The following is a 25669-nucleotide window of genomic DNA, read 5'->3' on the forward strand; positions in this document are numbered from 1 at the left end:
TATTTTTTTTCGTCTTAATATAATGACGAAAATAAAAAAGGAGAACATATATGTTCAAAAAACAAACGGAAAGTACGCTCCACAAAATACCGCTTCGCATTACCGACACTACTTTGCGCGACGCGCACCAATCAATTTGGGCGACTAGAATGAGAACTAAAGATATTATGGGAATTATCGACACTATAGATAATGTCGGCTATTATTCGCTGGAATGTTGGGGCGGCGCGACTTTTGACGTATGTATGAGATTTTTACGGGAGGATCCGTGGGAACGTCTGAGACTTATTAAGGGGAGTGCGAAAAAAACGCCGCTTCAAATGTTGCTTCGAGGGCAAAATTTGGTCGGTTATCGTAATTATCCCGATGACGTCGTTGAAAAATTTATTCATCTTTCGGTAAAAAACGGAGTGGATATTTTTAGGGTTTTTGACGCGCTTAACGATTCCAGAAATCTTGAAGCTTCGATTAAAGCGATAAAAAAACATGACGCATACGCACAGGGAACTTTGGCTTACACTATTTCGCCGGCTCATACGATTGAAAAATATGTTTCCGACGCGAAAGAACAGGTACAAATGGGAATCGACTCGTTATGCATAAAAGACATGGCGGGGATTTTGTCGCCGATTTCTGCGGAAAAATTGGTAAAAGCTTTGGTAAAAGAAGTAAACATTCCCATTCAAATTCATACTCACAGTACAAGCGGTATGGGGATTTCCGCTTACGTAGAAGGTGTTCGGGCGGGAGCCGGAGCAATTGACTGTTCGGTTTCAAGTATGGCTTTGAATACGGCTCAGCCGCCCGTAGAGACGCTTGTCGCTATTTTCAAGGAAACAAATTATGCGGCGGATCTTGATTTAAACGCCGTTTCCAAAACAGCGAATTATTTCAAAAATCTGTTTCCAAAAAGAACTCAGAAATCGTCTATGGAGGTAAATACGATTGACCCCGATATTTTAATTCATCAGATTCCTGGAGGTATGATTTCAAATTTTCGCTCCCAACTTACGCAGCAAAACGCACTTGATAAACTTGACGATGTTTTGAAAGAAGTAAGCGCTGTCCGCAAAGATTTCGGTTATCCGCCTTTAGTTACGCCTACAAGCCAAATTGTCGGTACGCAGGCGGTTCTGAACATTCTTTCCGGCGAAAGATACAAGATAGTGCCAAAAGAAATCAAAGATTACGTCAAAGGAATGTACGGCGACTCTCCCATAAAAATGGAAAGGGATTTCGTTAAAAAGATTTTGGGTGACGAAAAGCCGATTAAACATCGTCCGGCGGACGACATTAAGCCGGTTTTAGATAAAATTACAGACGAAATAGAACCGAAATTTATTACTCAAGACGAAGATATTTTGTCGTATGCCATATTCCCCGAAGTTGCTGCAGAATTCTTTAAATGGCGGGCAAAACCCGAAGATGAAAGAGAAATGATTCCAGCCGACGTGGAATTGCTTGACGGTATGGAAGCGTCTATGCCGAAAAAATCGTCCGGTTCCAAAGAAGAAATGGCGCCGCTTGCCCATAAAGACGATTATCAAGGAATAGGATATATTTTAAGCCAAAGTTCAGGTATGGTTTTTGATGAATTTTTGATTAAAAAGGGCGATTTCTCGCTACTTCTGAAAACGAGCGGGGCAAAAAGTTCACAAGACGTAAACGTAAAACCTGTCGAAAATACGGAACAGAAAGACGAAGCGTCCAAAATACCGTCGTCTCAAAATAAAGATTACGTTTGGACGATAAATTCGCCTATTACGGGAACTTTTTATTGTGCACCAGGCCCCGGTAAACCCAAGTTTGTTGAAATAGGGCAGTCGATAAATATGGGTGAGGTTGTTTGTACCGTGGAAGCGATGAAGCTGTTCAACGAGATAAAAACCGACAAAGACGGCGTTGTTGCGTCTGTTTTGGCAAAAGACGGCGAAACGGTTCAAAAAGGTCAAGCGTTAATTGGAATGAAATAGTTAAGAAAAATTATTTTGGTTAATTTGAGATTTAGGCGGTAATGTTTATTAGAATTTACCGCAAATTTCGTCTGTTTTGGCAAATAAGTTCTCGATAGACGAATTATTTCGGACAAAATTCCAAAAAGCGTCGTTTTGCGGCTTTAGCATTAGTTGCATTTGCTTTTCAATTCTATTTTTTATCACGTCGATACTCAAATTTGTTCTTTTTTGAAGCCGTTTGATTCTCGTTTGAACGCCGCTGTCAATCCAAACGGCGAAATCACAAATTTCTTTCGGAGAAATCAGCGGTAAAAGTGCGGCGTCCAAGAGCACGGAACAAACGGCGTTTTTTCTTTCCGAGTTTATCGCTTCAATTATGTACGGGAAAGTTATAGAATTGAGTTTTTTAAGGTTTTCGACATTTTCAAAAACAATTTCTCCAAGTTGTGAAAAATTTATTTTTCCATCCTCTACGACGCCAAAAGTTTTACCTGTTTCGTTTATTAAATCGGAGTTTTCAAGCATCAATTTTCGTGCCGTTTTGTCGGCGTCGATTAGTGTAAAACGGTATTTTTCGCAAAGATATTTCGCGGCGCTGCTTTTTCCGCTTCCCATATATCCCGAAATTCCAAAAATCACTTTTTATGCCTCTACAAACCGCATAAGACGATATTTTACCGCCCATAGAATAGAATACCGCCCTTTTGTACGGTTATCCGGAAATTTCATGAATACGCTTTTGACGCTTGTTTGTCCGCGCTGCGACAAGTATTGCATGACTTTCAGCAAATAATCTATGTCGAGCATAATTGAACAGTCGCCGTATGCCTGCGGAATTTGCTTTGTACGTTTGATAACGCTTTCGCCGTCAGGTGTAATCTGCAATACTAAATTTTCGTTAAACGTTCGTGTAGGGTAATGTGAAAACGTCTCCAAGTAACGATTGGAATACGGATTAGACATAAATTCTTTCGGTTTGCCGACTTTCACAGCGATTTCTTTCAGCAAATCCCATTCTTTTTCATATCGCTTTATTACAACGTCCCATCGGTAATTTTCTACGGCGCGTTTTGCCGCATTTTCGCCCATTTTGTTTCGCAGATTTTCATCGGTTAAAAGCAAATGTATTTTTTCTTCCATCTCGTCGCAGTCGATAGCCATTGCTTGTGAAAGCATAATCTGCATAACTGAAAAATCGTACAAATCGTCTATTTCGCATGGCTCAAAATCGTCTATCCAAGTGGTTTTTATCTTGAACCCGGTTTCATTTTGCACAACCAAATCCTTGTATCCGTCAATATCGGCGGCAACTACGGGAATCCCGCAGGCGGCCGCTTCGATTATGGAAATCCCGAATGTCTCTTGTATGTTGTCCGATGGAGCGACACAGACTTCCGCCGACGAGATAAGCGCCCTTTTTTTCGCTAAATCAAAATTTATCATCAGCTGTACGTCCATATCTAAACCCAATTCTTGAATCATTTCTTTGTGAACGCGCAATTCATTCGGATTGACGCCTCCCGCAAGTACTAATTTTATCTTAAAATTCACTTTTTCTTTAAGTGACTTGAATACCAAAAGAAGCGGATACAGGTCTGCTTTTGTGGATGGAGAAAGCCGTCCCAAATACAAAATATATTTGACGCCCTGCTCAAAATTCATCGTTATTTTTGCTGCGGTTTTGCTCATTTTGTTGTCGAGCGAGAAGTCGTACCCAAGAGGAATTTGCGACAATTTTCCGTCGTATTTTGCGCTTTTGTCCAAATCCGTGGCGGCGGCGATTTTTTTTCGCATAACCTCTTTCCCGTCGTTACTGGTACAAAAAATGCTGTCGTATTCCTGCGCGTTAGAACGGATTAAGCCCTGTACATAAGACGAGGTCGCAGTGGCGTTTAGCGAATGAATTATGCCTGTAACGGGAAACGCCTCTTTTGCATAAGTGTTTCTCAAGTAAACGGTACCGCTGAAATGATAGCTCCATCCGCCCAAATGAAAACAATGGTAGTTTGTCGTTTGCAATTGTTCTTTTAGGGAATCATAAAGGAAAATCTCGACTTTCTGTTTGGCGTTATCAGAAATCGAATCGTCCGTTTTAAGCTTGTTTATCGTATTTTGTGCGTGGCTTGGGCTCAAACAAAATAAATGGAACCGCTCAAACGACGAGAAGTTCAGAAGCGATTTAAGAAACTCATAATTTGCTACAAGTCGTCCTAAACGTTCGTTGTCGGAAGTCCCGCTCTCGACAAAAGGGAAAGTAGTTCCGAATATTTTCATGTTTTACTCCGTTTTTATGTGGAAAATACTATTTGGCATGAAAATAAACGCCTTGCAGCCGATATTGCGGTAAAAACTTTTCTCCTTGACAAAATCTTGAGCCAATTATTATATTTATCGACAGGAATCAACTCGGATAGCCGAATACAAAAAGGAAAATATGGCGAACACATGCGATAAGATAACTGCAAATCCAACCCGATCGTTTGTCATTACAAATGACGTAGAGCCGCTCCCCAAGCGGAAAATCGGGGGGGGGGGGGGGGGGAGATCGTTCCTCAACAGTATTCACGCGATTCTCGCACAAATTTAGTGCATTTATACAAAGATTTTTCCTGCAACATTGCCTCTCCGAAACAGATAGTTTAAAATTTCATTTAAAACATTTCAAAAACATATCCCGATTTTATAAAATCACAACGGAATTTATTTCTGCAGAGATATTTTTACGTTGTAAATCCTTAATATGCAAAAACAAACGGTTACAGGATCATTATTTTATCATTGGAGGTTTTTATGAAGTTGTTTAACACAACAAAAACAACAAACACTGACTCGGGCAGTGTTTTGAAGATTAAGGTAATTGCAGCTGCGATGTCTTGTATTATCGCCTGCGCAACAGTATTTATGCTTGCGGGATGCAGCGGAGGCAATGACGGTAACAACAATGGTGATGTAGTTAACACAGCACAGACAGTAACGTATTCGGGATACTCCGGCAGTGTATTATATACGCTGAAAGTTACCGAGAATTTATCCGTCATGGCGGTTTATGCCGCAAAAGGCGGCGACAGTTACGAGTTGACGGTCGGCGCAAAGAAGAGCACAGGAACGGTAAACGCTGTGCAGGCGGGAGTTATGACCCTTGCACCAAGCAAAAATCCCGCTCAAACTTTTACGGCAACCGTTTCGGGAAGCGATATTACCGCAATGTCGGGAGTAGTGCTCTTTGACGGCAACGATGGAAGTCAGGAGGCTCCAAGCACATTGACTCAAACCGAACAGGTAATCGATGACGCGCTTTTTACCAATGAAGGAGAGGCATGGATAGACAGCGGCAGCGTAACAAAAGGCGGTTATGTATTTCGGCAAGACAATACCTACGATTATCTTAGCGGAAGTGAGCATAATGTTTCGTCAACAGGAACTTATTCGGCAAAGCAAGGCACACTTACAATTAAGCAAAACGGTATTGAGACATCGCAAAGTTATACATATTCTTTTACAAATTTAGGGCAGTTAAGCATTCGCAATGTTTTCGGAGATGTAACGCTCTACACGAAAACCGTTATCACTAACGTAGAACCGACCCTTCCCGGTACGATTACCGTTTCTGCCGCTGAGAATAAGGCTATTGTGGGAAATCTTCTTACAGCAGTTTATAATGACGGACTTGCAGGCGTTTCTTATACATGGAAAAGAGGAAGCGAAGAAGTAGGTAATCAAAGCGCTTTTACCCCTCAACAGGTAGGAAGTTACACGGTAACGGTAAGTCTTGAAGGATATAAATCGTTGGTAAGCGCGGCTGTGGCGGTAAAAAGCGGCAACAGTCAGGCGTTTGAAAGCATTGCTGCTTTGGATGAGTATCTTTCGGCGCAGCCGGCAAACACTGTGGCAACGGCATTTGACGTTTCTCTGGACGTAGAAAGCATAAGCGGTCTTTCGAATACTCTTAAAAACAACGATAAAAAGTATGTAAGTCTTGACCTTTCGGGCAGCGCATTTACGAGTATCGCCAAAGAAACATTTGAATATTGCAGCACTCTTACAAGCATTATAATTCCCGAGGGAGTAACAGACATAGGCGATTATGCTTTTCATAACTGTTCAAATCTTGAAAGCGTAATGTTTTTTGGAGAAACATTAAAGACAATCGGCAAAGAGACTTTTTGGTATTGTCCTAAACTCAGCGACATAAGTCTTCCAGCAAGCCTTACTACAATAAAAGACATGGCGTTTGAGATGAGCGGCATTACATCAATTACAATTCCTAAGAACGTAACAAGCATAGGCGCCACAGTGTTCAGAGTTTGTAATAAACTTACCCAGATAAACGTAGAGACGGCTAACGCAAACTACTCTTCGCTGGACGGAGTACTTTACAACAAGGCGAAAACCACTCTTATAGCGTATCCGACAGGAAAAACACAGGCATCTTTTACTGTTCCGGCGAGTGTTACGGGGTTCTCGGACGGCGCTTTTGAGTGGAACAAAAATCTTACCGAGGTTATTCTTCACGACGGAATCAAATCGCTTGCATGGACAATGTTTGAATCCAGCGCGATTAACAATCTGATTGTTCCGGCAAGCGTTACAAGCATTAGTAACAGCGCATTTTTGGGCTGCGAAAACCTTACTACGATAACATTTTTGGGCTCGTCATGCAGTATTAACTCAAACGCGTTTGGTCCTGCGGGTGATTTGCATACAAAATATGCAGCCGGCGGTGCGGGAATGTATACCAGACCCAACGGACAAAGTTATGTATGGACTAAATCGCAGTATAATTCGCAGGTTTCCACTCCTGTCGCACAACCTTTGGCAGGAAAAATTATTGCGGGAACAAAAGTAACTCTTACATCAACAGCAGGAGCCGATATTTGGTACACTCTTGACGGCAGCACTCCGAGTGTTGACGGCGCTACAAGCACAAAGTACACTTCGCAGATAACAATTAACTATCCCGTAACTATAAAAGCGATTGGGTCTAAGGCTAATACGAAAGAGAGTTCAATGCTTACCGCAGTATATACGATAGACGGTCCGGTAACTTACAACGCTCAAAGTATTGCGGATGCAAGCGTCTGGTTGACTGCATTGCCTGCCAATACATTACAAGACCTCTACATTATTAAACTTAATGTAAATGATTTGGGAGGAAGTTACGGCATGGTCGGAAGTCTCGGCAAAGCAATTAAACAAAACGACTCCAAGTTTGTGGAGTTAGACCTTTCGTCAAGTACAATTACCAAAGTTGACTCTTTGGCATTCGGATATTGCACGGGGCTTACCGGTATAAAACTTCCCGAGACTGTTGAGTCGATAGGGAACAGTGCGTTCAAGTATTGCAGCAAACTCGAAAGCATAGACATTCCGGACAATTGCATAAGTATCGGGAATGAATCTTTTAGCGGATGCTCTACTCTTGTTTCGGCTAACATAGGAAAAGGAGTAACAACAATTAATATGTATGCTTTTTATGACTGCGGTAAATTAGCAAATTTCAGTATCCCGGAAAAAGTATCTGAAATCCGATTCGGTGCATGTTCGGGATGTAAGGCTCTTACCGAAGTTGTTATTCCGGCAAGCGTTATAAAAATTCAGGGGGATGCCTTCTACGGATGCGATAATCTTGTTAAGGTAACGTTTGACTGCGATATTAACAACAGTGATAATTTCCAATCCCAAAGTTTCCCGGGTGATTTGCGTACCAAGTATATGGGTTCCGGCGGCGGTGCGGGAACATACGAACGTACTTTGGACTCCGAAGAATGGACGAAGAGGTAAACGGTAGAATGCTTTTTGATGGATGACGGTTATTTTGAACGTGTCGTCGAGGTACCGACGGCACGGTTTTTTAGATATTGACTTTCCTCGTAACAATAAATTATATTTTCTTTAGAAATTACAACAGAACAAGAGAATAAATCAAATGTTTCTATTATTGCCGACAGATAAATTAACTACAAAACCCGCCCGTGTTACCCATACGATCGATTTGCCGCAAAGCCGCTTCCCAAGCGGAAAGTCTGGGAGGGACGCTTAACATTCCTTAGCGGATTACACATGATTCCCGCGCAAATTAAGGGCGTTCTCACAAAGATTTTTAAGGCGGTCGCGCCGAGCCGAAATCGACCGTTCTAAAAATCGTCAAAAACATTCCGTAATATATCCCAAAAAAGATGTCTTTTTCAAGAAAAGATTTGTCTCAATACGTATAAATTTTTACCAAACGAATTCGATCGCTTCGTTGTGATTGGGCTGACGGAAAATGTCATTGCGATGACAAAGTCCGAAGCAATTCAGAGATAGGAGTAAGCAAACTATAGACGGACGATAGGGGAATGGGAGAGATTAGATTGCCACGCTAACGCTCGCAATGACAAAACAAACACCCATTGTCATTGCGAGGAGTGAAACGATGAAGCAATCCAGAAGTAGAATATTGAAAGAGAAAATTATTAAACACAGGAGCGTTATATGCAGAACAAAAACAGATTTTTAAAAGTATTGGCGGCGATAATTACCGTATTGTTTGTGACGATAAATGCGGCGGAGTATGTGCAGAATCGTCAACAACCTTATAATGCCAACGATATTTATACATGTATTCGTCCCGCACAGGTAGAGGTTTATCCGCTTGGCGGCTTAGTCGCGGATTATGTGAAATTTAGAGCGCCGCAAGACGCCAAAATAGATATTGCGATAGGCAAAGGCGGCATTGGTGGAAATATGTATCCGCAGGCGCCGTTTATTGGATGGCATAACGGATATGATGGAAATCTTGGCGGGCAAACACTTGTTAAAGTTACAGGTATGGATAATTTTACCATAGACAATATTATCGCAAATGGCGCTATAGGCGGCGGTGAATATTTAAAAAGAGGAAATTGGGATTGAAAAAATAATGCGGTAACAGGATTATTTCGCCGCGCTCGCAATGACGGGATAGGAGAGAAATACCGTTTTGTATAACTTATGCATTTTATTTTGCCGACTTGTCTGCCGAAATATTATATTACGGGCGGAAAACTTAAATATGAGGAGGAAACTCTATATGAAAAAATTGACTTTGGCGCTTGTCTTTGCGTTTGTTTTTGTAACGGGCGTTTTTGCCGAACTTAAAATCGGGTATGTAAATTCGGATGCCATTTTGGAACAGTACAGCGGAACAAAATCGGCGGAAGAGGAATTGAGAAAGCAATATGCAAAATGGGAACAGGAAGCTAATAAAAAAGAAGAAAATATTCGCAAAATGCAGGAAAATCTTAATAAACAGGCGTTGCTTTTGAGTGAAGAGCGCAAAGCTCAGATTCAGAAAGAAATGCAGGATTCCATGATGCTTTATCAGCAATTTTTGCAGGACAAATTCGGTCAACAAGGTGAAGCGGCTCAAAAAAATAACGAACTTCTGCGTCCGATTGTCGAAAAAGTTAATAATATCATCAATAAAATAGCGGCGGACGAAAACTATGATTTTATTTTTGATTCGAAAGCGGGCGTAGTTTTTGCTAAAAAGAGTTATGATTTGACGGAAAAGGTTATTAAATCACTTAATTCGGGGAAATAATTTTTGCTGCTAAAAGAAATTGTTAAAGAAACCGACGGCATTCTCAGCGATTTGACTCTTGAAAACGTTGAAATCTTCGGAATTTCGTCTTTGGATTTGGCAAGCGAAAATCATATTTCTTTTATAGTGAAGCAAAATTATACGGAGCATGCAAAAAATTCTAAAGCGGCTGCGGTTTTTGTAAAGAACGGCTGGGAAATTTCTAATAAGGCGACTATCAGCGTAGACGACCCCTATTTGGCTTACGCGATAACCGCACAATTGTTTGAAGATAATTCGGCTCTTTTCGGCGAAGGAATTTCTCCAAGCGCAATAATTGACGCGACCGCTAAGATATGTCAAGACGTTTGCGTCGCGCCTGCCGCTATAATCGGCGAATATGTCAGAATAGGGAAAAGAACGAAAATAGACGCACGGGTTGTGATTGAGAAAAATGCGGTTATAGGCGACGACTGCCACATTCAGACAGGTGCTATTATCCGTTATGGAGTGAAAATCGGTAGCAGAGTAATAATAGGCAGCGGCGCGGTTATAGGCAGTGAAGGCTTTGCAAACGCGTTTGCAAACAAAAAATTTGTTAGAATTCCGTGTTTTGGTTCGGTTCTTATTGAAAACGATGTGGAAATCGGCGCGAATACGACAGTCGATAGAGGAAATTTCACAGACACGATAATTCACAAAGGTGCAAGAATTGACAATTTGGTCATGGTCGCTCATAACTGTGAAATAGGGGAGAACTGCGGAATTGCGGCGCAGGTCGGATTTGCGGGTTCTACAAAAATCGGCGATCGTGTGATGATAGCCGGTCAGGCGGGTTTTGGCGGGCATATTGAAATTGGAGACGATAGTTTTGTAGGCGGTCAAGCCGGTATTATACAAAGTTTTCCTCAAAATTCAAAAATTACAGGTTCGCCCGCAATTGATTTAATGAAGAGACGCAGAATTGATAAAATAGAGGAAAATCTTCCAGAAATTAGCCGTGAAGTAAAAAACCTTCGTAAAGAGTTGGACGAAGTTAAAGGAAAATGTTTATGAATGATGAAAAAAGAATTTTAATTATTATTCCGACTTATAACGAAAAAGAAAATATTCCTTTGATAATTCCGGAAATAAAAAAGCGCCTTTCCGCCGCGAACGTTTTGGTCGTTGACGACAATTCGCCGGACGGGACTTCACAGGTCGCGAAAAAATTGTCTGAAAGTATTGACGGCGTTTTTGTTCTTGACCGTACCAAAAAAGAAGGCTTGGGTAAGGCGTATATTGCAGGTTTTAAATGGGCTTTGGAAAGAAATTACGATTTGATTTTCGAAATGGACGCCGATTTTTCTCACAATCCGGATTATTTGCCGGATTTTATTGAATCGGCTAAAGAGGCGGATTTGGTTATCGGTTCGCGATATATTAATGGAAAAGTTAACGTTATCGATTGGCCTATGAAACGTCTTTTACTAAGTTATTTCGGTAATGTCGCCGCCAGAATAATCGCCGGAGTTAAAATCATGGACTGTACGGGCGGCTTTAAATGTTTTCACGCTCAAACTCTTCGTGCGTTAAATCTTGATAAAATTGCGTCTTCCGGTTATTCTTTTCAGGTAGAAATGAATTTTTACGTTCAGAAGAAAGGTTTCAAGGTAAAAGAAATTCCCATTGTTTTTAAAGATAGAGAGTTTGGAGTGTCAAAGATGTCGTCAAAAATTATCAGCGAGGCGTTAGGGCTGCTTTGGAAATTAAGATTTCGTTCAATGTTTTTTAAGTAAAAAATGTATTCTTTCGCTGTCTTTCTTGTATCTTTCTCGTGAAAAATTTCCGTAAATTCCTTCAATTGTAAACATGTCTTGAGGTATTGATTTTATTATGCTTTCCGTAGAGTGAATCTTTTGGCGGTGTTTTTCGCTTCGGCGGTGATATATTCCTTCTTTTTTTTCTATGAAAATCTCAAAATCATTGCACTGCTCTTTATCTGACTCGTAGTAATAACTTTCTCGAATATAAGCGAATTTTTCAGCGGCAAACGCTTCGCGGTAATTTCGGAAATTTCTCATTGAATTAACTTCGGTTGTTATGTCAAACAGAAAATATCCGCCTGTTTCCAGCCCATAATATGCCTGTTGAAACGTTTTGGTAAATTCTTCAATGTTAAAAATGTAGTTTATTCCGTCAAAAAGAAATATTATCAAATTAAATTTATCGCAAAACGGGATATTTCGCGAATCTGCGCAAACAAAATCCAGATTTTTGCGTTTTGCTTCTTTTGCCATTTCAAAAGAAATATCGCTTCCTTGATAATTAAATCCGTAATCTTTCAATTTTTTTCCGAGTATTCCGGTTCCGCCGCCGAGTTCCAGAATTTTTGCTGACTTGCCTAATTTTTTTTCTTCACAAATATTAATTATTAGTTTGTACCACGATTCGTGTGAGACTCCACTCATAATTTCATCGTAAATTTTGGATAGAAATTCATAATTTTTTGATGTTTGATCAAGCATATTTATTTATAGATTTTTATAAAAACGTTATCACGCCATCGGTTAATCAGATCTATCAATTTTTCTTGTGATTGTAGTTGTGATGCAAATTTTGAGATTTCATCATAGTCGGTTTCAAAGTCCATAGGACGATTTTTGTCGTAATCGCTTATTCTGTACAAATAAACGGAATTTTCTTTTCTAAACGGTCTTACGGCTACCGCGCCTTTTTCAATCGACTCAAAACTATCTCTAACTTGATTATCTACCGCGCTTAATAAAAACCATCCGATATCGCCGTCGTATGCTTTGTCTATTTTATCGGTACCAAATTCTGTAACCGCCTGCGAAAACTGTTCTTGCGTAGGATTTGAAACCGCTACCGAATCAAGTTTTTGCAATGCCGTTTGGATTTTTTGTTCCGGCGCTTTAACCGGAATAAAAATATGGTAAGCATGTACGTCTCCGCCGATTCTTTCCGTGATTTTGAGCAGATGCCAGCCGATTTTCGTTTCTATAGGGCTGCTGATTTCGCCTTTCTCTAATGAAAACGCCGCCGCTTCAAGACGAATTAAAGAAAGCGTTCCTTTGCCGATAAATCCTAAATCTCCTCCGTCGTTTTCCGCATTCGGCGCTTTGGAGTATTTTTTTGCCATATTCTCGAATTTTTCGCCTTTGTCAACGATTTGTTTGCGGATATAAGAAATAGTGTCATACGCTTTTTGGCGTTCCAATGAATCGGTTTTTATGTTAATTTCTATCTTTTGCAGCCGAACACATTCACCTATCGGAGGGATGGAATCTTTGTATTTATCAAAAAACACTCTAACTTCTTCACGCGACAAATCCCTTTCCACAATGTAGTGCTGCATAACCTTTTGACGAATAAAATCCTGCTTGGTTTGGATTGTAATTTGATCTTTGAATTCGTTGTACGTTATATTTTCCTGTTCTTTAAGAATGCTTGTCAGTTGTTCACGTGTGAGTCGGTTTTGAGAAAGAATTTGATTGATTCGCATATTGACCTGATCGGCGATGTCATAATCGGATACCTTTAAGTTCGTGTCAATGTCGGCGCGCGCCATCAAAATTTTGCTGTCAATAAGTTCGTCAAGCGTTTGTTCGAAAATGAGGTTACGGAGCAACGCATCGCCTCCGCCGCCGTTTTGATGTAATTTCATATCCGCATATGCGTCAACATCTGATTTTAGAATCGCCGAATCGCCTATTACCGCAATAATTCTGTCGTCAATAAAATCAACAGCAAAAACGGAAAATGTAAAAAACAAAAAAAACGACAATTTTCTCATTTTTTATTTTTGCCTCTCATTGCTTATTATCTGTAGTGGTGTCTTTTCGGAGATTTTCTAATTTTGCGATGTATTCGTTGTTATAAGAATAATCGTGTCTGTTTCGCAGCAAATCGCACGCGTCCTTTACTATTTTACCGTTTTTGGATGCGAAAAGTTCACGTTTAATTAATTCGCTTGCTTCTGCTAAAGGAAGAACCGCTCCAACATTTTCTTTTTCTAAAATCAGGTATATGGAAAATTTCCCATTTTCAGACAACGGACTGGTAATTCCAGTGACTCTGGTATTAAATATTGTATTCCATATTTCCTGAGTAAAATTGCTTTTAAGTTCAAATTTTACATCTTCAAAATTCGGGATCCTTTCAAGCGATACGTTCGCTCCTCTTGCTTGAAAACCGTCCGGAGTAAGTCCCTCTCTGACTTTCCATGCGTCTGATAGGGTCGGAAGCACCATTTTAACCGCTTTAATTACCGGTTCTTTACGTGTATAAAGCTGCGGGTTTTCCAAGTACTTATTTTCAATCTCGTCAAGCGATACGGTAGTAAATTCGGCTTTTGCGGCTTCTTGTTGAATATATAATGCGGAAAGAAACTCTTTTTTCATGTTTTCTATGGTCATTTTTACCGTCTCGTCATTGCCTAATCCCATTGACACAGCGGCTTGATACATCAATTCTCTGTCCGACCATCTGCGAATGTAATCAAGTATTTCTTCCGGAGAAGCGGAATTTCCTAATGTAGCGATTATTTCTTTTTCTGTTAAAGCCGTTGTTCCGACCCTAACTACTGCAGACTCTTCCACAATCTTTACTTTTTGGCAAGAAATAAGAAACATTGCCGTCAAAAACATAACAATATATTTTACCGAAATCATCACTTTTTCCCTTTTATAATCTTTAATTTTTGGAGAATATAATAAAAAACAACAACATAATGCAGGAAAATTAACAAGAATTGTATTTTTTATTAATGAAAAAACATATTTTCGCATTGGGTAACAGCATAATTTTTGGGGGAAAGCATGTCGAAAATCGTAGTTACAGGACCCAAATCTTCCGGCAAAAGCAGCATAGGACAGCGGTTGGCTCAATTGAGGAAACTTCCGTTTTATGACCTTGACGAGCAAATTGAGAAAATATTTGAAGAAGAAGAAAAAATTCGTTTGTCTTTCAGAGAAATATTTAAAAGACACGGTGAAAATAAATTCCGTGAATTGGAAATTCAGGCTATAAAATCTCTTGCCGGATTAAACGGAATTTTACTTTCTACTGGCGGAAGTACGTTTTTTAATGAAGAAGCGAAAAATTTATTGATAAAAGATTCTCATATCATTCTTCTCCATAATACGCCGGAAATCCTTTGGCAAAGAACTGCCCGAAAAGGGATACCTCCTTATCTTGAAGGGGTTATAGACCCGCAGGGTGCGTTTTGCGACAGAGTGGAAAAAGTCTTGGATTCCTTGAAACCTATTGCCGAGCTTAATATGGAAACGGGAGATTTGTCGGTTGAAGATGTCGCGCAAATGCTTGATTTGGAAATTGAATATCGCAAAATTCAAATATAATTGAAAAATTATCTTTGAATTATATTATTTTATCGCAAATTTTAAGATTTTTGGAGAAAAAATGCCTTCAATTGTTTGCAAATTCGGCGGAACTTCGGTCGCCACGAAAGAAAAAATAGAGCAGATAATAGATATTATAAAACTTAATCCCGACAGGAACGCGGTTGTTCTTTCCGCGCCGGGAAAAGCGAACGGAATAAATACCAAAGTTACGGATTATTTAATTTCCATCGTTGAAAAAAGTTTGGCGCAAAAAGATATCGATAGAGATATTGCCGGCGTCAAAGAACGTTACTATGATATTTACGAACCGCTTGGGCTTTCTAAAGAAACCATTGACGGCGTTTTGATTCGTCTTGATAAACGGATTGCCGCAGACAAAAGCGATAAGGGAAGATATAGGGACGCTATTGTGGCTTCCGGCGAGGATTTGAATACGGAACTCTTTGCAATTTACGCTGCGTCCGTAGGGATTAAAGCGAAATTTGTTTCACCTGTGGACGTTGAGCTGATTGTGACGGATAATTTTGGAGACGCCATGATTACCAAAGAGGGAAGCGCGAATTTGATAAAACTTCGCGATTACATAAGCGATGGATATGTTGTCGTTTTCCCCGGATTTTTCGGAGTAAGTACAAAAGGCGATATCGTAACGTTCAGCCGGGGCGGTTCGGATTTGAGCGGCGCACTTGTTGCGGATGCGATAGACGCTTACGAATACGAAAATTGGACGGATGTGAATGGAATTTTAAGTGCAAACCCAAAAACGATTGCAAATCCCGAACAAATAAAAGCGCTCACTTACAAGGAAATGCGTGAATTGTCGTATATGGGATTTAGTGTTTTTCATGAAGAAGCGGTAAAACCGGTTATGAAAAAGAAAATTCCTATCCGTTTGCGAAATACCGATAATCTTGAAAATACAGGGACGCTTATAGTTTCCGGAAGGCTTCCTCATAACAGAGAAATTGTCGGTATCGCGGCGGCAAGCGGTTTTTGTTCGTTTAACCTGCAGAAATTTTTGATGAACCGAGAAAAAGGTTTCGGAAGAAAATTGCTTGAAATTTTTGAAGATTTGGGAATTTCTTATGAACATTGCCCATCGGGGGTGGATAATATTTCAGTGATTTTAGACCAAAAGCAATTACGTCCGGAATCGGTGAATAATATTGTCCGTCGGATTGAAAAAGAATTAAAACCGGATGAATTAAAAACGGAATTCGGTTTGAGTTTGGTTGCTGTCGTCGGGGAAGGGCTTATGCACAAAATAGGTGTTTTGAGCAGTGCGGCGAGCGCTCTTTCAAAAGCGGGAGTAAACATAAAGATCGTTAATCAGGGAAGCAGCGAGTTAAGTATAATTTTCGGTATTGACGGCGCGGACGAAGTACGGGCGGTTAAAGTGCTTTATGATGCATTTTTTTCTTAAAAAGAGGTTTTTATGAATCAAGATTTAATTAAAATTTTATGTTGTCCGGAAACGAAACAAAAAGTGGATTACGCCGACAAAGAAATCGTTCGAGAAATAAACAGAAAAATAGCGGCGAAACAATTAAGAAATCGTGAAGGTGTTCTTTTGACCGAAAGAATAGACGACGGGCTTATACGTGAGGATAAAAAATATCTTTATCCGATAAAAAGCGACATTCCAATCATGTTAATTAACGAGGCGATTGAATTATGAAAATAAAAAAAACGTTTTATTGTGTTTCTTTGTTATTTTTTTTCTTACTTTTGCCGTGCACGGTTCAAGCTGAAATTCCTAACCCTGCTTTTTGCGGCAAAAACAATCAATTATCAGTTCATTTTGGGCAAAGCAGGCGGGAAAGTATGGAAAAGTTATTTATTGTAGGGCTTAATTACAGCCAGCCTAATGATTTTTTTCGGCTTCCCGGTCGTCGTAACGTCGAGTTTTTAACCCAACGCGGAATCGGTGAACTTTCTCAATATAATCAAAACATTATATTCGGTTTTTCTCAGGATTTAATTTCTCCCGCAGTTTGGCGATTGTATGGCGGAATTAATCTGGGTATATATATCAAGCCGCAAATGACCGACAGAATAAGCTCAAGGTTTACTTTCGGCGAAAGGGCTTTTTTGGGTTTTCGCGTAATAGACGAATTGGTGTTGGAACTTTATGCGCGGCATTTTTCTAACGGCGACTTGACGGGCGGTAATGCGGGACAAAACTTTATCGGATTAAGCGTAATGTGGAATTTCTAGGAATTGTTTTTTTGTTTTGTGACAGGGCGTATTTTTGTATCTCTAAAAATTAAAATTTGAAAGGCTGTATTATGAATATATATACTATTATTAAATTTGGAATAATTGCAATTTTTATTCCGTATATTGTTTTCGGGCAAAAACAGGAAAAGATATATTTGGAAAAAGATAATGTCGTTTCAAATTATTATACTGTTGTTTACCCGGACAAGTCGCCGTATAAGGGTTATATGTTTTTATTGCCGAGTACTTGGGAAACTCCTGAACAACTTTTGTTTAATACGGATTTGCCAATGAAAGCGGCTCAGAAAGGGATACTAACCATAATTCCCGTTTTTAAGACGGGAATTAATCACTTTGGGGCGGACAACTTAACACAAGAATCTTTCAAAGAAATCCTCAATGATGTCGTGAGCAAACATAAATTACAAAAAATTAAGTTTTTCGTAGGGGGATTTTCGATAGGCGGCACTTGTGCGGTTAAATATGCGCAATTAGCGAATAAAAATGATTTTAATATTAAACCAGCGGCAGTATTTGTTGTTGACGGACCTCTTGATTTTGAGCATTTTTATAACTCTGCGGTAAGAGATGTGCGTTTATCTGCCGATGGAACTGTCGAAGCGTCTCACGAAAACATATATATGATTGGTCAAATTGTAGGGCTTATGGGTGGAAAACCTTCAACCCATTTGTCTAATTATCACAATATATCCCCTTATTCATTTTCGGACACGACGCAAAGTAACATAAAGAATCTGTTGGATACGCCTTTAAGAATTTATGTGGAGCCGGATATAAATTGGTGGATGAAAGAAAGAGGACAAGATGTTTCAGATATGAATGTTTTGTCTCATTCTGCAATGATTAACGAATTAAACAGGCTTGGCAATGAAAAAGCAATCTTAATTACGACAGAAAATAAGGGGTTCCGAAAACTTGAGAACGGAGAGGTGATTCGCCATCCTCATTCTTGGAGTATAGTAGATAACGACGAATTAATAATGTGGCTGCTAAAACAATAATAAAGGGAAAGTAGGATTACCGGTGCGTAATGACACAACTATATAAATCCCAAAATTTCAAAACGCTTAAATACTTGCGGTTTTGCCGGAAAGATTATTATTTTCAATCATTATTTCAAACACGGAGAATATTATGAAGAATTTGATTACGTTTTTTTTAGCCGCGATACTAATATTTTTTACGCCGGTATTTTCCGACCCGCAGATAGGACAATCGTCAATAGTTACACTTGCGTTTCCTTGGGGGGCAAGGGCGGCGGCGCTTGGTGAAACGTTCACGGGGATTGCCGATGACGAAGAAGCGCTGTTTTACAACCCTGCCGGACTCGGACTTTCACCGCTTGCAAAAACCTGGATTCATTATCAGCCGTGCGGCGAACAAAAAATTGTTGCCGTCGCATCCGGGACAAAAACACAGAAGGACGTTTGGGTTTTGAGCGAGCAAAATGAAATTTACAAATTTAACGGAGTCGACTGGGTAAACTATTTGACTCACACCATTGACAGCAGCGATAATTTTTCTTCGATTGCAGAAAAATATTATTCGTTTGAAAGCAGCGAAGAACTTTCCGAATCGGCTTTGGAACTAAAAAGATTTAACGGAGTATATGCCAAAGAAAGGAAGAAAATTTCGGCGATTTTATCTAGAAATTTGTCCAAAGACCAAGCGGATTCTCTATCACGGTTTTTTACGTTTTTGCAGTACTCAGAACAAAGCAAAAACGGTATAAAAGGTTATTTAATGGAATATTTCGACAATGACGAAGCCGATGCGACGGCGGACGAAATTATCGGAGTTCTTGATAAAATCTCGGGACTTTCAGGCATTTACGACCTGAAGATTCCGTACACGATAGCGCTCAAAGGAAAATTGAACGACATTATATGCGATGCTGTCGGACGGCTTTGGGTCGCAGGCGACGACGGACTTTGGCGTTTTGATAACGAATGGAAAAAATTCACGAATTTCGACGGCGTTCCAGAAGCTAAATTTAATTCTTTAACAGAACTTGCAAACGGCGACGTTGCAATAGCGACTTCGGTAGGCGGATATTTGTTCGAAAACGGACTTTTTTCCAAAATCACCGGAGAAGCCGAAATTTTTGATGGAGAGGTTTTGTTTGTGAACAAAATAAACAATGACGTTTATTTGGGAACGGAAAACGGACTTTTGCTCGTTTCAAACGGGAAAGAAAATTTAATAGATACTGCGAAAGGTTTGGTTAATAACGTTGTTCGAACTATTGCTATAGACCAAAAAAAGCGAATCTGGGTGGGCGGTGACGAAGGAGTTTCGCTTTGGACTGGATTTGAGTGGAAAAAATTTCGTTTCAAAAACAGCAAAGTTTTCGATATTGTAATAGAAAAAGACAATAAAATTTGGTTCGCTACAAACAACGGCGCAGTCGAGTATTACGAAGGTAAAGACGGTTTGCCCGAATGGAAAGTTCATCATGAAAAAAACAATCTGCCTTCTTCCGTAATAAATTCGGCTGTTTTTCACAGAAACGACATTTGGCTTGCAACAGACAAAGGAATCAGCAGATTTCAACACGGCGAAGTAAGAGCGACGATGTATTTTGAAAATCTTTTACCGTCGTTGCACATAAGCGATATGTGGCATGCGGCTGTTGCCGGTGTAATTCCGCTTGGAGAATGGGGAACTATAGGTGTATTTTTCAATCAGTTATATTTCGGCGACATAGAAACCAACAATCCGGACGGATCTCTCGGCGCCGTTTATTCTGCATTTGAAATCGTTAGCGGGATAGGTTACGGCATGCGGCTGAAAAAAGATTTTGCGGCGGGAATAAATCTCAAACATTTTTATAGCCGTCTTAAAAAAGATGAAGCGGAAGCGCAATCTTTTGCGATTGACGCCGGCATAATTAAAAATAATTTTTTGACAAAAGACCTGTCTTTGGGATTTTCAATTTTAAATATGGGGCCTTCGGTTGCATATACCGAAGATGATGCTAAAATGGCGATACCTTTTACTTTACGACTCGGAGCGTCCTATAAACCGATAAAGAAAGCGACTAATTATTTGCTTTTGGCATTGGATTTAGAACGCGAAATCGTTTACCGCGATGAAAACGACGGAACTCCCGCACCGTTTTTCAAAGCGTTTTACAAGGATTTATTTGACGACGAACGCGAATCCGCAAGAGACGAATTGAAAAAAATAACGATTCATACGGGGCTTGAATTTAATTACCTTGATTTTATTTCTCCGCGTATTGGGTGGATGTATGATAAAGCAGGGTTCAGAAACGAAATAGATATCGGTATTGGTTTGAATATAAATGTTATATCCGCCGATTTCGGAATGATTTTCGCGCTTGGAGATAACGACGTAAGGCAAAGTCAGATACGTTTTTCGATAACCTATGCGAGGTAAAATTTGGCGACATATATACTTGTGCGACAGACACCTATATAAGTCCCCAGTGGAGAAACAATACATGAAGATACGAATGGATTCTCTTATCAAAGCCATAACCGCCGCCTTAGATGCAGTTGAAAAAGAACTTTTGGGGGCAAGCGGCAACCATGGAAAACGAATCGCGATTCTTTGCGCTAAAATGGGAAAACTGTTAGGAAAAAATACGGAAGAAATCATGGGTTTGACAAATTGTGCGCTTTTGCATGATAACGCTCTTACCGAATATATTCTTGCGACACGTGCAGGCGGGCACTATGATTCGACTATGAAAGAACACTGCGAATTCGGACAGCGAAACGTCGATGCGTTACATTTCAAAACCGATATAAAGGATTTTATTCTTTATCATCACGAACGAGCCGACGGTAAAGGTCCATTTGGAATACGTGAAGGAGAAAGTCCCATAGAAGCGCAACTTATAGCTATCGCCGATTCAATCGACGTAACGTATCATTTACAGACGTTAAAACCCGACGAACTTACTTCCGTCTTGCAAACCGTCAAAGAAGATACCGGTAAAAAATACGGTAAAATCGCCGCGCAAACAATGCTGGAAATTATGGATCTGCAAACGCTCGAATCGCTCAAAGACGAAGTTATAAACGAAACCGCCGAAACTTTTTTAATTCCCTGGTTCGTAGATGTGGAAGACAAGGTCGTTTTTAATTTTGTAAGTTTCATCGCAAAAATCATCGACTATAAATCCGTTTTTACCAAACGACATTCGATTCAAATCGCCGACATGGCTTGGTTTATGGGAGGATATTATAACTATAATCAAACGGAAAAACTTAAGTTATACCTTGCCGCCGCCCTGCACGATATAGGAAAATTGGAAACCCCGTCTGCGATTCTGGAAAAACCCGGTAAACTAACGGACGAAGAATTTATAACTATCAAAGAACATGCACGTAAAACATGGGAACTCTTAAAAGACATAGACGGATTTCACGATATTTGCGCATGGGCGTGTAATCATCATGAAAAACTAAACGGAACAGGTTATCCTTTCGGTAAAAAAGCCGATGAATTGGATTTTAATTCCAGACTTATGGCTTGCATCGACATATATCAGGCAGTCAGAGAAAAGCGTCCTTATCATCCCGCGAGAAATCATAACGACGCAATGCAAATACTTTACAAAATGGCTGACGACAACGCGATAGACAAAAACATCGTAAATAATATATCGACAGCCATGGCGCCTTTCGACGATATCGACCTTCCGACGCCTCAAATATCATGAAACAAAACAAAATGATTGAAAAATGAGAAGAATAGACAGAGAAATAATCGATATAAACGAGAAATTGAAAATCATTTCCGAATGTAAAGTTTGCAGGCTTGGATTGTGCGATAACAATTATCCGTACGTCATACCGATGAATTACGGTTTTTCGTATGACGACGGGAAACTTGTTTTATATTTTCATGGCGCCGCGCAAGGCAGGAAGATTGACGTTATTAAGAAAAACAATAATGCGTGTTTTGAGATTGATTGCGATACGAAATTAGTCGAAAAAGAAACTCCCTGTGATTACGGTTATGAATTTAGAAGTATAATCGGCTTTGGAAAGATTGTTTTACCGAATACTAAAGACGAAAAAATAAAGGGCTTGAATTATTTAATGAAACAGCAAACCGGAAAAGATATAAAATACGATTTTGATGAAAACCGGTTAAACGGCGTTCTTGTTTTTAAGATGTCGGTGGAAGAGTTTAGCGGGAAACAAAATATAGTCGGGCGGCAATAATATGTCGTTAAACTATCCGATTGTGCTGGTTCACGGAATTATCGCACACGACAGAGGAAAATTTAATATTTTCTGGGGAAGAATTCCAAGAATACTGAAAAAAAAAGGCATACGGGTATTCTTTGGAAACACAGACGCCTGGGGAACATGCGATTCTAATGCAAAAATATTAAAAACAACTATCGAAAAAATACTTCTTGAAACAAAAGCCAAAAAAGTTAATATAATAGCTCATTCCAAAGGCGGTATCGACTCCAGATATTTAATTTGGAAACATAATTTTGAAGATAAGGTTGCAAGTTTAATTACAATTAATACTCCGCATTACGGCTCAACGCTGTCGGATTGGATATGTGAGCGAAAAATATTCAAATACCGTTTTACAAAGAAATCGCTTAACATATTCGCCAAATTGTATGGAGATACGAATCCCGATTTATACGGTGTATTTTGTCAATTAACTACGAATAAAATGAAAGAATTTAACGCTCATGTCATTATGAATGATAAAGTATATTTCCAAAGCCTTTACACGACGCTAAAAAATTCTTCAGATGATTTGCTGTATTTTTTCAGTCACAGATATTTGAAACGCATAAGCGGAGAAAACGACGGTATTGTAAGTGAAAATTGTGCGATTTATGGAAAAAACGCAGTGAAAATTGAAGGATCGATATCTCACAGTGAAATACTTGATATTAAGAGAAGAAAAATATCCGGAATAAACATACCCGATATTTATGTAAAAATAGTAGAAGATCTAGTAGAAAAAGGATTTTGAATAAAGTTTTCAACGACTTTGTTTTGCCGAATTTATTATATTAGCGTCAAATAAAAAATTCAAAGGAGAAAATTTGTGACAGAGCAAAAGTTTACCAACACCTTATACACAAACGATAACTTATTTATCCTTTACGGCATGAACAGCAATCTTGTCGATTTAATATATTTAGATCCGCCTTTCAATTCTAAACGGATGTATTCAACTCCAATCGGTAAAAAGCAGGCAAAAGCAAGTTTTAAAGATATGTGGACATGGCAGGACGTAAACGAAGCGTATCTTGAAACCTTATCTGAAAAGTATCCCGCTCTGACAAATTATATTGCTACCATCAGTGCTGTAAATGGGAAAAATATGATGGCGTATATTGCCTATATGACCCAGAGAATTGTAGAAATGTACCGTATTTTGAAGCCGACAGGCAGTTTTTATCTGCATTGCGATACTGTAGCAAGCCATTATTTGAAATTTGTACTGGACGAAATCTTTGGAAAAAATAATTTTAGAAATGAAATCATTTGGAAAAGAGGTGCGATGAAAGGCGCAAAAGCGGTCGGGAAACAATATGGAAGGAACCACGATGTAATCCTGTATTATTCAAAAAGCGATGTCTATACGTACAACAGACAATATATCGGATATTCGGAAGATTATATTAAACGCTTTAGAAATGACGATAACGACGGAAAAGGTCCTTATAGAGCAGACCAGCCTATTGGAACGCGCTCACAGGAAAGTGTCGAACAGTTAAGAAAGGAAGGACGCGTTTTCAAAAAAGGAAATACCGAAAAGATAAAACAATATCTTTATGAGATGAATGGCATTGCGATGGACGATGTTTGGATTGACATTGACCCTGTAAATACTATGGCAAAAGACAATAAATATCCGACACAAAAACCATTGCCGCTACTGTACCGTATTATAAAAACGTCTTCCAATGAAGGCGATATTGTACTTGACCCGTTTTGCGGTTGCGCTACAACATGCGTAGCCGCGCAGCAGTTAAACAGAAAATGGATTGGCATAGATATAGAAAAACAGGCAGTACAGCTGTTAATAGACAGATTAAGTGATGACGCCGGAATGCTCAAAGACTTTATTAATTTTGATAGTGCCATAGTTCCGCAAAGAACAGATGTGGAAAACATACAGCCTACAATTTCGGTTAAAGAACGTTTGTACAAAAAACAGGATGGTCTGTGCAATGGGTGTAATACGAAATTTGAAATTTACGGTTTAGAGATTGACCACATAATCCCCAAATCAAAAGGCGGCGGCGATTATTATGAGAACTATCAGTTATTGTGCGGCTCTTGCAACAGAATAAAAGGCGACAGGCCGATGGAATATCTGCGATTGAAAATAAAAGCGCACGAGGAAATGATTAAAAACAAAATAGTTTTCGGGGAATGATATGACAGAGCAAAAGTTTACCAACACCTTATACACCAACGATAACCTATTTGTCCTTTACGGCATGAACAGCAATTTTGTCGATTTGATATATTTAGACCCGCCGTTTAATTCCAAACGGTTTTATGCGGCGCCCATAGGAAGCAAGGCGGCCGGCGCTTCTTTCAAAGACATGTGGACTTGGCTGGACGTTAATGAAGCATACCTTGATACACTTGCGGGAAAATATCCCGTATTGGCGCGATACATAGGAGATGTCGGGAAAATACACAGCAAAGCGATGATGGCGTATCTTACATATATGGCGCAACGTATAATAGAAATGCACCGCGTATTGAAGGATACCGGAAGCCTCTATCTGCATTGCGACCAAACGGCGAGTCATTATTTAAAGATAGTATTAGATGAAATCTTTGGTAAAAATAATTTTATTACAGAAATAATTTGGTATTATTCATGGGGTTCCAGAACGGCTAAACGATGGAACCGAAAACACGATGTCATATTGAACTATTCAAAAACTGACAAATTTATATTTAACGTTAATGACGTCTTAGACGAAAGAATATTAAAAGAAGCGTCAAAAAAACGATTGGAATATAAAGGCGCAATGATTATGAAAAATGCTTATACTAAAGCAAACTCTAATTTTATTCTTCCGGCGGACGTGTGGTCCATTCCGACAATCAATGCGATGTCGAAAGAACGGACAGGATACCCGACGCAAAAACCGCTTGCCCTTTTGCACCGCATTATCAAAGCGTCGTCAAACGAAGGCGACATTGTATTTGATCCGTTTTGCGGTTGCGCTACAACATGCGTAGCGGCGCAACAGTTAGGAAGGAAATGGATTGGAATCGATATTGAAAAGCAAGCGGTCGGCATTCTCATCGAAAGACTAAGTGACGACGCAGGACTGTTTAAGGACTTTATCAATACCGATACCATCCCTCAAAGAACCGACGTTACCGTAGAGCCGCCGTCCGCCTCCGTAAGGGAACGTTTGTATAAAGAGCAGAACGGCTTGTGCAACGCCTGCGCAACTCAATTTGACATGCGCAATCTTGAAATCGACCATATCATACCAAAGTCAAAAGGCGGCGGCGATTATTATGAGAACTATCAGTTATTGTGCGGCTCTTGCAACAGAATAAAAGGCGACAGAC

23 protein-coding genes are annotated in these 25669 nt (G+C 39.6%); 17 read left to right on the forward strand and 6 right to left on the reverse strand.

Going from position 1 to position 25669, the window contains the following annotated elements:
- Positions 1 to 50: 50 nt before the first annotated feature.
- Complete coding sequence (locus LBH98_05390) at positions 51 to 1973, forward strand: pyruvate carboxylase subunit B (protein ID MDR0304188.1); 1923 nt, start codon at positions 51 to 53, stop codon at positions 1971 to 1973.
- A 48-nt stretch (positions 1974 to 2021) separates the two neighbouring features.
- On the opposite strand, the gene coaE is transcribed toward LBH98_05390, so the two are convergent.
- The 3 genes from coaE to LBH98_05405 form a co-directional block, all read right to left on the reverse strand.
- On the reverse strand, positions 2022 to 2594 hold the full coding sequence (gene coaE, locus LBH98_05395; protein MDR0304189.1) for a dephospho-CoA kinase: 573 nt from the start codon (positions 2592 to 2594) through the stop codon (positions 2022 to 2024).
- A gap of 3 nt (positions 2595 to 2597) precedes the next feature.
- On the reverse strand, positions 2598 to 4229 hold the full coding sequence (locus LBH98_05400) for a glycosyltransferase family 4 protein (protein MDR0304190.1): 1632 nt from the start codon (positions 4227 to 4229) through the stop codon (positions 2598 to 2600).
- Between the two features lie 127 nt (positions 4230 to 4356).
- Positions 4357 to 4521, reverse strand: a complete 165-nt coding sequence (locus LBH98_05405; GenBank protein ID MDR0304191.1) for a hypothetical protein — start codon at positions 4519 to 4521, stop codon at positions 4357 to 4359.
- Between the two features lie 224 nt (positions 4522 to 4745).
- Between LBH98_05405 and LBH98_05410 the strand changes: the two genes are divergently transcribed.
- The 5 genes from LBH98_05410 (at position 4746) to LBH98_05430 (ending at position 11276) form a co-directional block, all read left to right on the forward strand.
- On the forward strand, positions 4746 to 7736 hold the full coding sequence (locus LBH98_05410) for a leucine-rich repeat protein (GenBank protein ID MDR0304192.1): 2991 nt from the start codon (positions 4746 to 4748) through the stop codon (positions 7734 to 7736).
- Between the two features lie 693 nt (positions 7737 to 8429).
- Positions 8430 to 8849: a hypothetical protein gene (locus tag LBH98_05415; GenBank protein MDR0304193.1), complete on the forward strand. Its 420-nt coding sequence runs from the start codon at positions 8430 to 8432 to the stop codon at positions 8847 to 8849.
- Between the two features lie 157 nt (positions 8850 to 9006).
- Positions 9007 to 9519: an OmpH family outer membrane protein gene (locus tag LBH98_05420; GenBank protein MDR0304194.1), complete on the forward strand. Its 513-nt coding sequence runs from the start codon at positions 9007 to 9009 to the stop codon at positions 9517 to 9519.
- A 3-nt stretch (positions 9520 to 9522) separates the two neighbouring features.
- Positions 9523 to 10554, forward strand: coding sequence for a UDP-3-O-(3-hydroxymyristoyl)glucosamine N-acyltransferase (gene lpxD, locus LBH98_05425; GenBank protein ID MDR0304195.1), 1032 nt, complete (start codon positions 9523 to 9525; stop codon positions 10552 to 10554).
- Complete coding sequence (locus LBH98_05430; GenBank protein ID MDR0304196.1) at positions 10551 to 11276, forward strand: polyprenol monophosphomannose synthase; 726 nt, start codon at positions 10551 to 10553, stop codon at positions 11274 to 11276. The genes lpxD and LBH98_05430 overlap by 4 nt, the downstream gene beginning before the upstream one ends.
- Here the strand turns inward: LBH98_05430 and LBH98_05435 are convergent.
- The 3 genes from LBH98_05435 to LBH98_05445 are packed head-to-tail and all read right to left on the reverse strand — an operon-like array spanning position 11259 to position 14171.
- Positions 11259 to 12005 (reverse strand): class I SAM-dependent methyltransferase, encoded by a 747-nt coding sequence (locus LBH98_05435; GenBank protein MDR0304197.1) that lies wholly within the window; start codon positions 12003 to 12005, stop codon positions 11259 to 11261. The genes LBH98_05430 and LBH98_05435 overlap by 18 nt on opposite strands.
- Before the next feature lie 2 nt (positions 12006 to 12007).
- A complete protein-coding gene (locus LBH98_05440; protein MDR0304198.1) occupies positions 12008 to 13294 on the reverse strand; it encodes a peptidylprolyl isomerase in 1287 nt (428 codons plus the stop codon).
- A gap of 16 nt (positions 13295 to 13310) precedes the next feature.
- Positions 13311 to 14171: a peptidyl-prolyl cis-trans isomerase gene (locus LBH98_05445; protein MDR0304199.1), complete on the reverse strand. Its 861-nt coding sequence runs from the start codon at positions 14169 to 14171 to the stop codon at positions 13311 to 13313.
- Between the two features lie 147 nt (positions 14172 to 14318).
- Here LBH98_05445 and LBH98_05450 point away from each other — a divergent pair, with 147 nt between their 5' ends.
- From LBH98_05450 to LBH98_05500, 11 genes are all read left to right on the forward strand, one after another.
- Positions 14319 to 14861: a hypothetical protein gene (locus LBH98_05450; GenBank protein MDR0304200.1), complete on the forward strand. Its 543-nt coding sequence runs from the start codon at positions 14319 to 14321 to the stop codon at positions 14859 to 14861.
- Between the two features lie 61 nt (positions 14862 to 14922).
- Positions 14923 to 16287 carry an aspartate kinase gene (locus LBH98_05455; GenBank protein ID MDR0304201.1) on the forward strand — a complete coding sequence of 455 codons (1365 nt, stop codon included), beginning with the start codon at positions 14923 to 14925 and terminating at the stop codon, positions 16285 to 16287.
- A 12-nt stretch (positions 16288 to 16299) separates the two neighbouring features.
- A complete protein-coding gene (locus tag LBH98_05460; protein ID MDR0304202.1) occupies positions 16300 to 16542 on the forward strand; it encodes a hypothetical protein in 243 nt (80 codons plus the stop codon).
- A gap of 146 nt (positions 16543 to 16688) precedes the next feature.
- On the forward strand, positions 16689 to 17081 hold the full coding sequence (locus LBH98_05465; protein ID MDR0304203.1) for an acyloxyacyl hydrolase: 393 nt from the start codon (positions 16689 to 16691) through the stop codon (positions 17079 to 17081).
- A 71-nt stretch (positions 17082 to 17152) separates the two neighbouring features.
- The gene (locus tag LBH98_05470) at positions 17153 to 18106 is read left to right on the forward strand and encodes a hypothetical protein (protein ID MDR0304204.1); all 954 of its coding nucleotides are present in this window, start codon (positions 17153 to 17155) and stop codon (positions 18104 to 18106) included.
- 133 nt (positions 18107 to 18239) lie between these two features.
- Positions 18240 to 20507, forward strand: a complete 2268-nt coding sequence (locus LBH98_05475; GenBank protein MDR0304205.1) for a PorV/PorQ family protein — start codon at positions 18240 to 18242, stop codon at positions 20505 to 20507.
- A gap of 64 nt (positions 20508 to 20571) precedes the next feature.
- Positions 20572 to 21798 carry an HD domain-containing protein gene (locus tag LBH98_05480; GenBank protein MDR0304206.1) on the forward strand — a complete coding sequence of 409 codons (1227 nt, stop codon included), beginning with the start codon at positions 20572 to 20574 and terminating at the stop codon, positions 21796 to 21798.
- A gap of 22 nt (positions 21799 to 21820) precedes the next feature.
- Positions 21821 to 22306, forward strand: a complete 486-nt coding sequence (locus LBH98_05485; GenBank protein ID MDR0304207.1) for a pyridoxamine 5'-phosphate oxidase family protein — start codon at positions 21821 to 21823, stop codon at positions 22304 to 22306.
- A 1-nt stretch (position 22307) separates the two neighbouring features.
- Positions 22308 to 23087, forward strand: a complete 780-nt coding sequence (locus LBH98_05490) for a hypothetical protein (protein ID MDR0304208.1) — start codon at positions 22308 to 22310, stop codon at positions 23085 to 23087.
- 75 nt (positions 23088 to 23162) lie between these two features.
- The gene (locus LBH98_05495; protein ID MDR0304209.1) at positions 23163 to 24503 is read left to right on the forward strand and encodes an HNH endonuclease; all 1341 of its coding nucleotides are present in this window, start codon (positions 23163 to 23165) and stop codon (positions 24501 to 24503) included.
- Position 24504: 1 nt separating this feature from the next.
- The coding region (locus LBH98_05500) for an HNH endonuclease (GenBank protein MDR0304210.1) at positions 24505 to 25669 on the forward strand (1165 nt) is incomplete at its 3' end.

It is taken from the genome of Chitinispirillales bacterium (genome assembly GCA_031254455.1).
Lineage (GTDB): Bacteria > Fibrobacterota > Chitinivibrionia > Chitinivibrionales > Chitinivibrionaceae > WRFX01.

Coding starts and splice junctions, on each gene's coding strand:
- LBH98_05390 (MDR0304188.1), top strand. CDS start 51: ATGTTCAAAAAACAAACGGAAAGTACGCTCCACAAAATACCGCTTCGC.
- LBH98_05420 (MDR0304194.1), top strand. CDS start 9,007: ATGAAAAAATTGACTTTGGCGCTTGTCTTTGCGTTTGTTTTTGTAACG.
- LBH98_05430 (MDR0304196.1), top strand. CDS start 10,551: ATGAATGATGAAAAAAGAATTTTAATTATTATTCCGACTTATAACGAA.
- LBH98_05490 (MDR0304208.1), top strand. CDS start 22,308: ATGTCGTTAAACTATCCGATTGTGCTGGTTCACGGAATTATCGCACAC.
- LBH98_05450 (MDR0304200.1), top strand. CDS start 14,319: ATGTCGAAAATCGTAGTTACAGGACCCAAATCTTCCGGCAAAAGCAGC.
- LBH98_05410 (MDR0304192.1), top strand. CDS start 4,746: ATGAAGTTGTTTAACACAACAAAAACAACAAACACTGACTCGGGCAGT.
- LBH98_05480 (MDR0304206.1), top strand. CDS start 20,572: ATGAAGATACGAATGGATTCTCTTATCAAAGCCATAACCGCCGCCTTA.
- LBH98_05475 (MDR0304205.1), top strand. CDS start 18,240: ATGAAGAATTTGATTACGTTTTTTTTAGCCGCGATACTAATATTTTTT.
- LBH98_05455 (MDR0304201.1), top strand. CDS start 14,923: ATGCCTTCAATTGTTTGCAAATTCGGCGGAACTTCGGTCGCCACGAAA.
- LBH98_05470 (MDR0304204.1), top strand. CDS start 17,153: ATGAATATATATACTATTATTAAATTTGGAATAATTGCAATTTTTATT.
- LBH98_05445 (MDR0304199.1), bottom strand. CDS start 14,171: ATGATTTCGGTAAAATATATTGTTATGTTTTTGACGGCAATGTTTCTT.
- LBH98_05485 (MDR0304207.1), top strand. CDS start 21,821: ATGAGAAGAATAGACAGAGAAATAATCGATATAAACGAGAAATTGAAA.
- LBH98_05440 (MDR0304198.1), bottom strand. CDS start 13,294: ATGAGAAAATTGTCGTTTTTTTTGTTTTTTACATTTTCCGTTTTTGCT.
- LBH98_05400 (MDR0304190.1), bottom strand. CDS start 4,229: ATGAAAATATTCGGAACTACTTTCCCTTTTGTCGAGAGCGGGACTTCC.
- LBH98_05465 (MDR0304203.1), top strand. CDS start 16,689: ATGGAAAAGTTATTTATTGTAGGGCTTAATTACAGCCAGCCTAATGAT.
- LBH98_05435 (MDR0304197.1), bottom strand. CDS start 12,005: ATGCTTGATCAAACATCAAAAAATTATGAATTTCTATCCAAAATTTAC.
- LBH98_05415 (MDR0304193.1), top strand. CDS start 8,430: ATGCAGAACAAAAACAGATTTTTAAAAGTATTGGCGGCGATAATTACC.
- LBH98_05460 (MDR0304202.1), top strand. CDS start 16,300: ATGAATCAAGATTTAATTAAAATTTTATGTTGTCCGGAAACGAAACAA.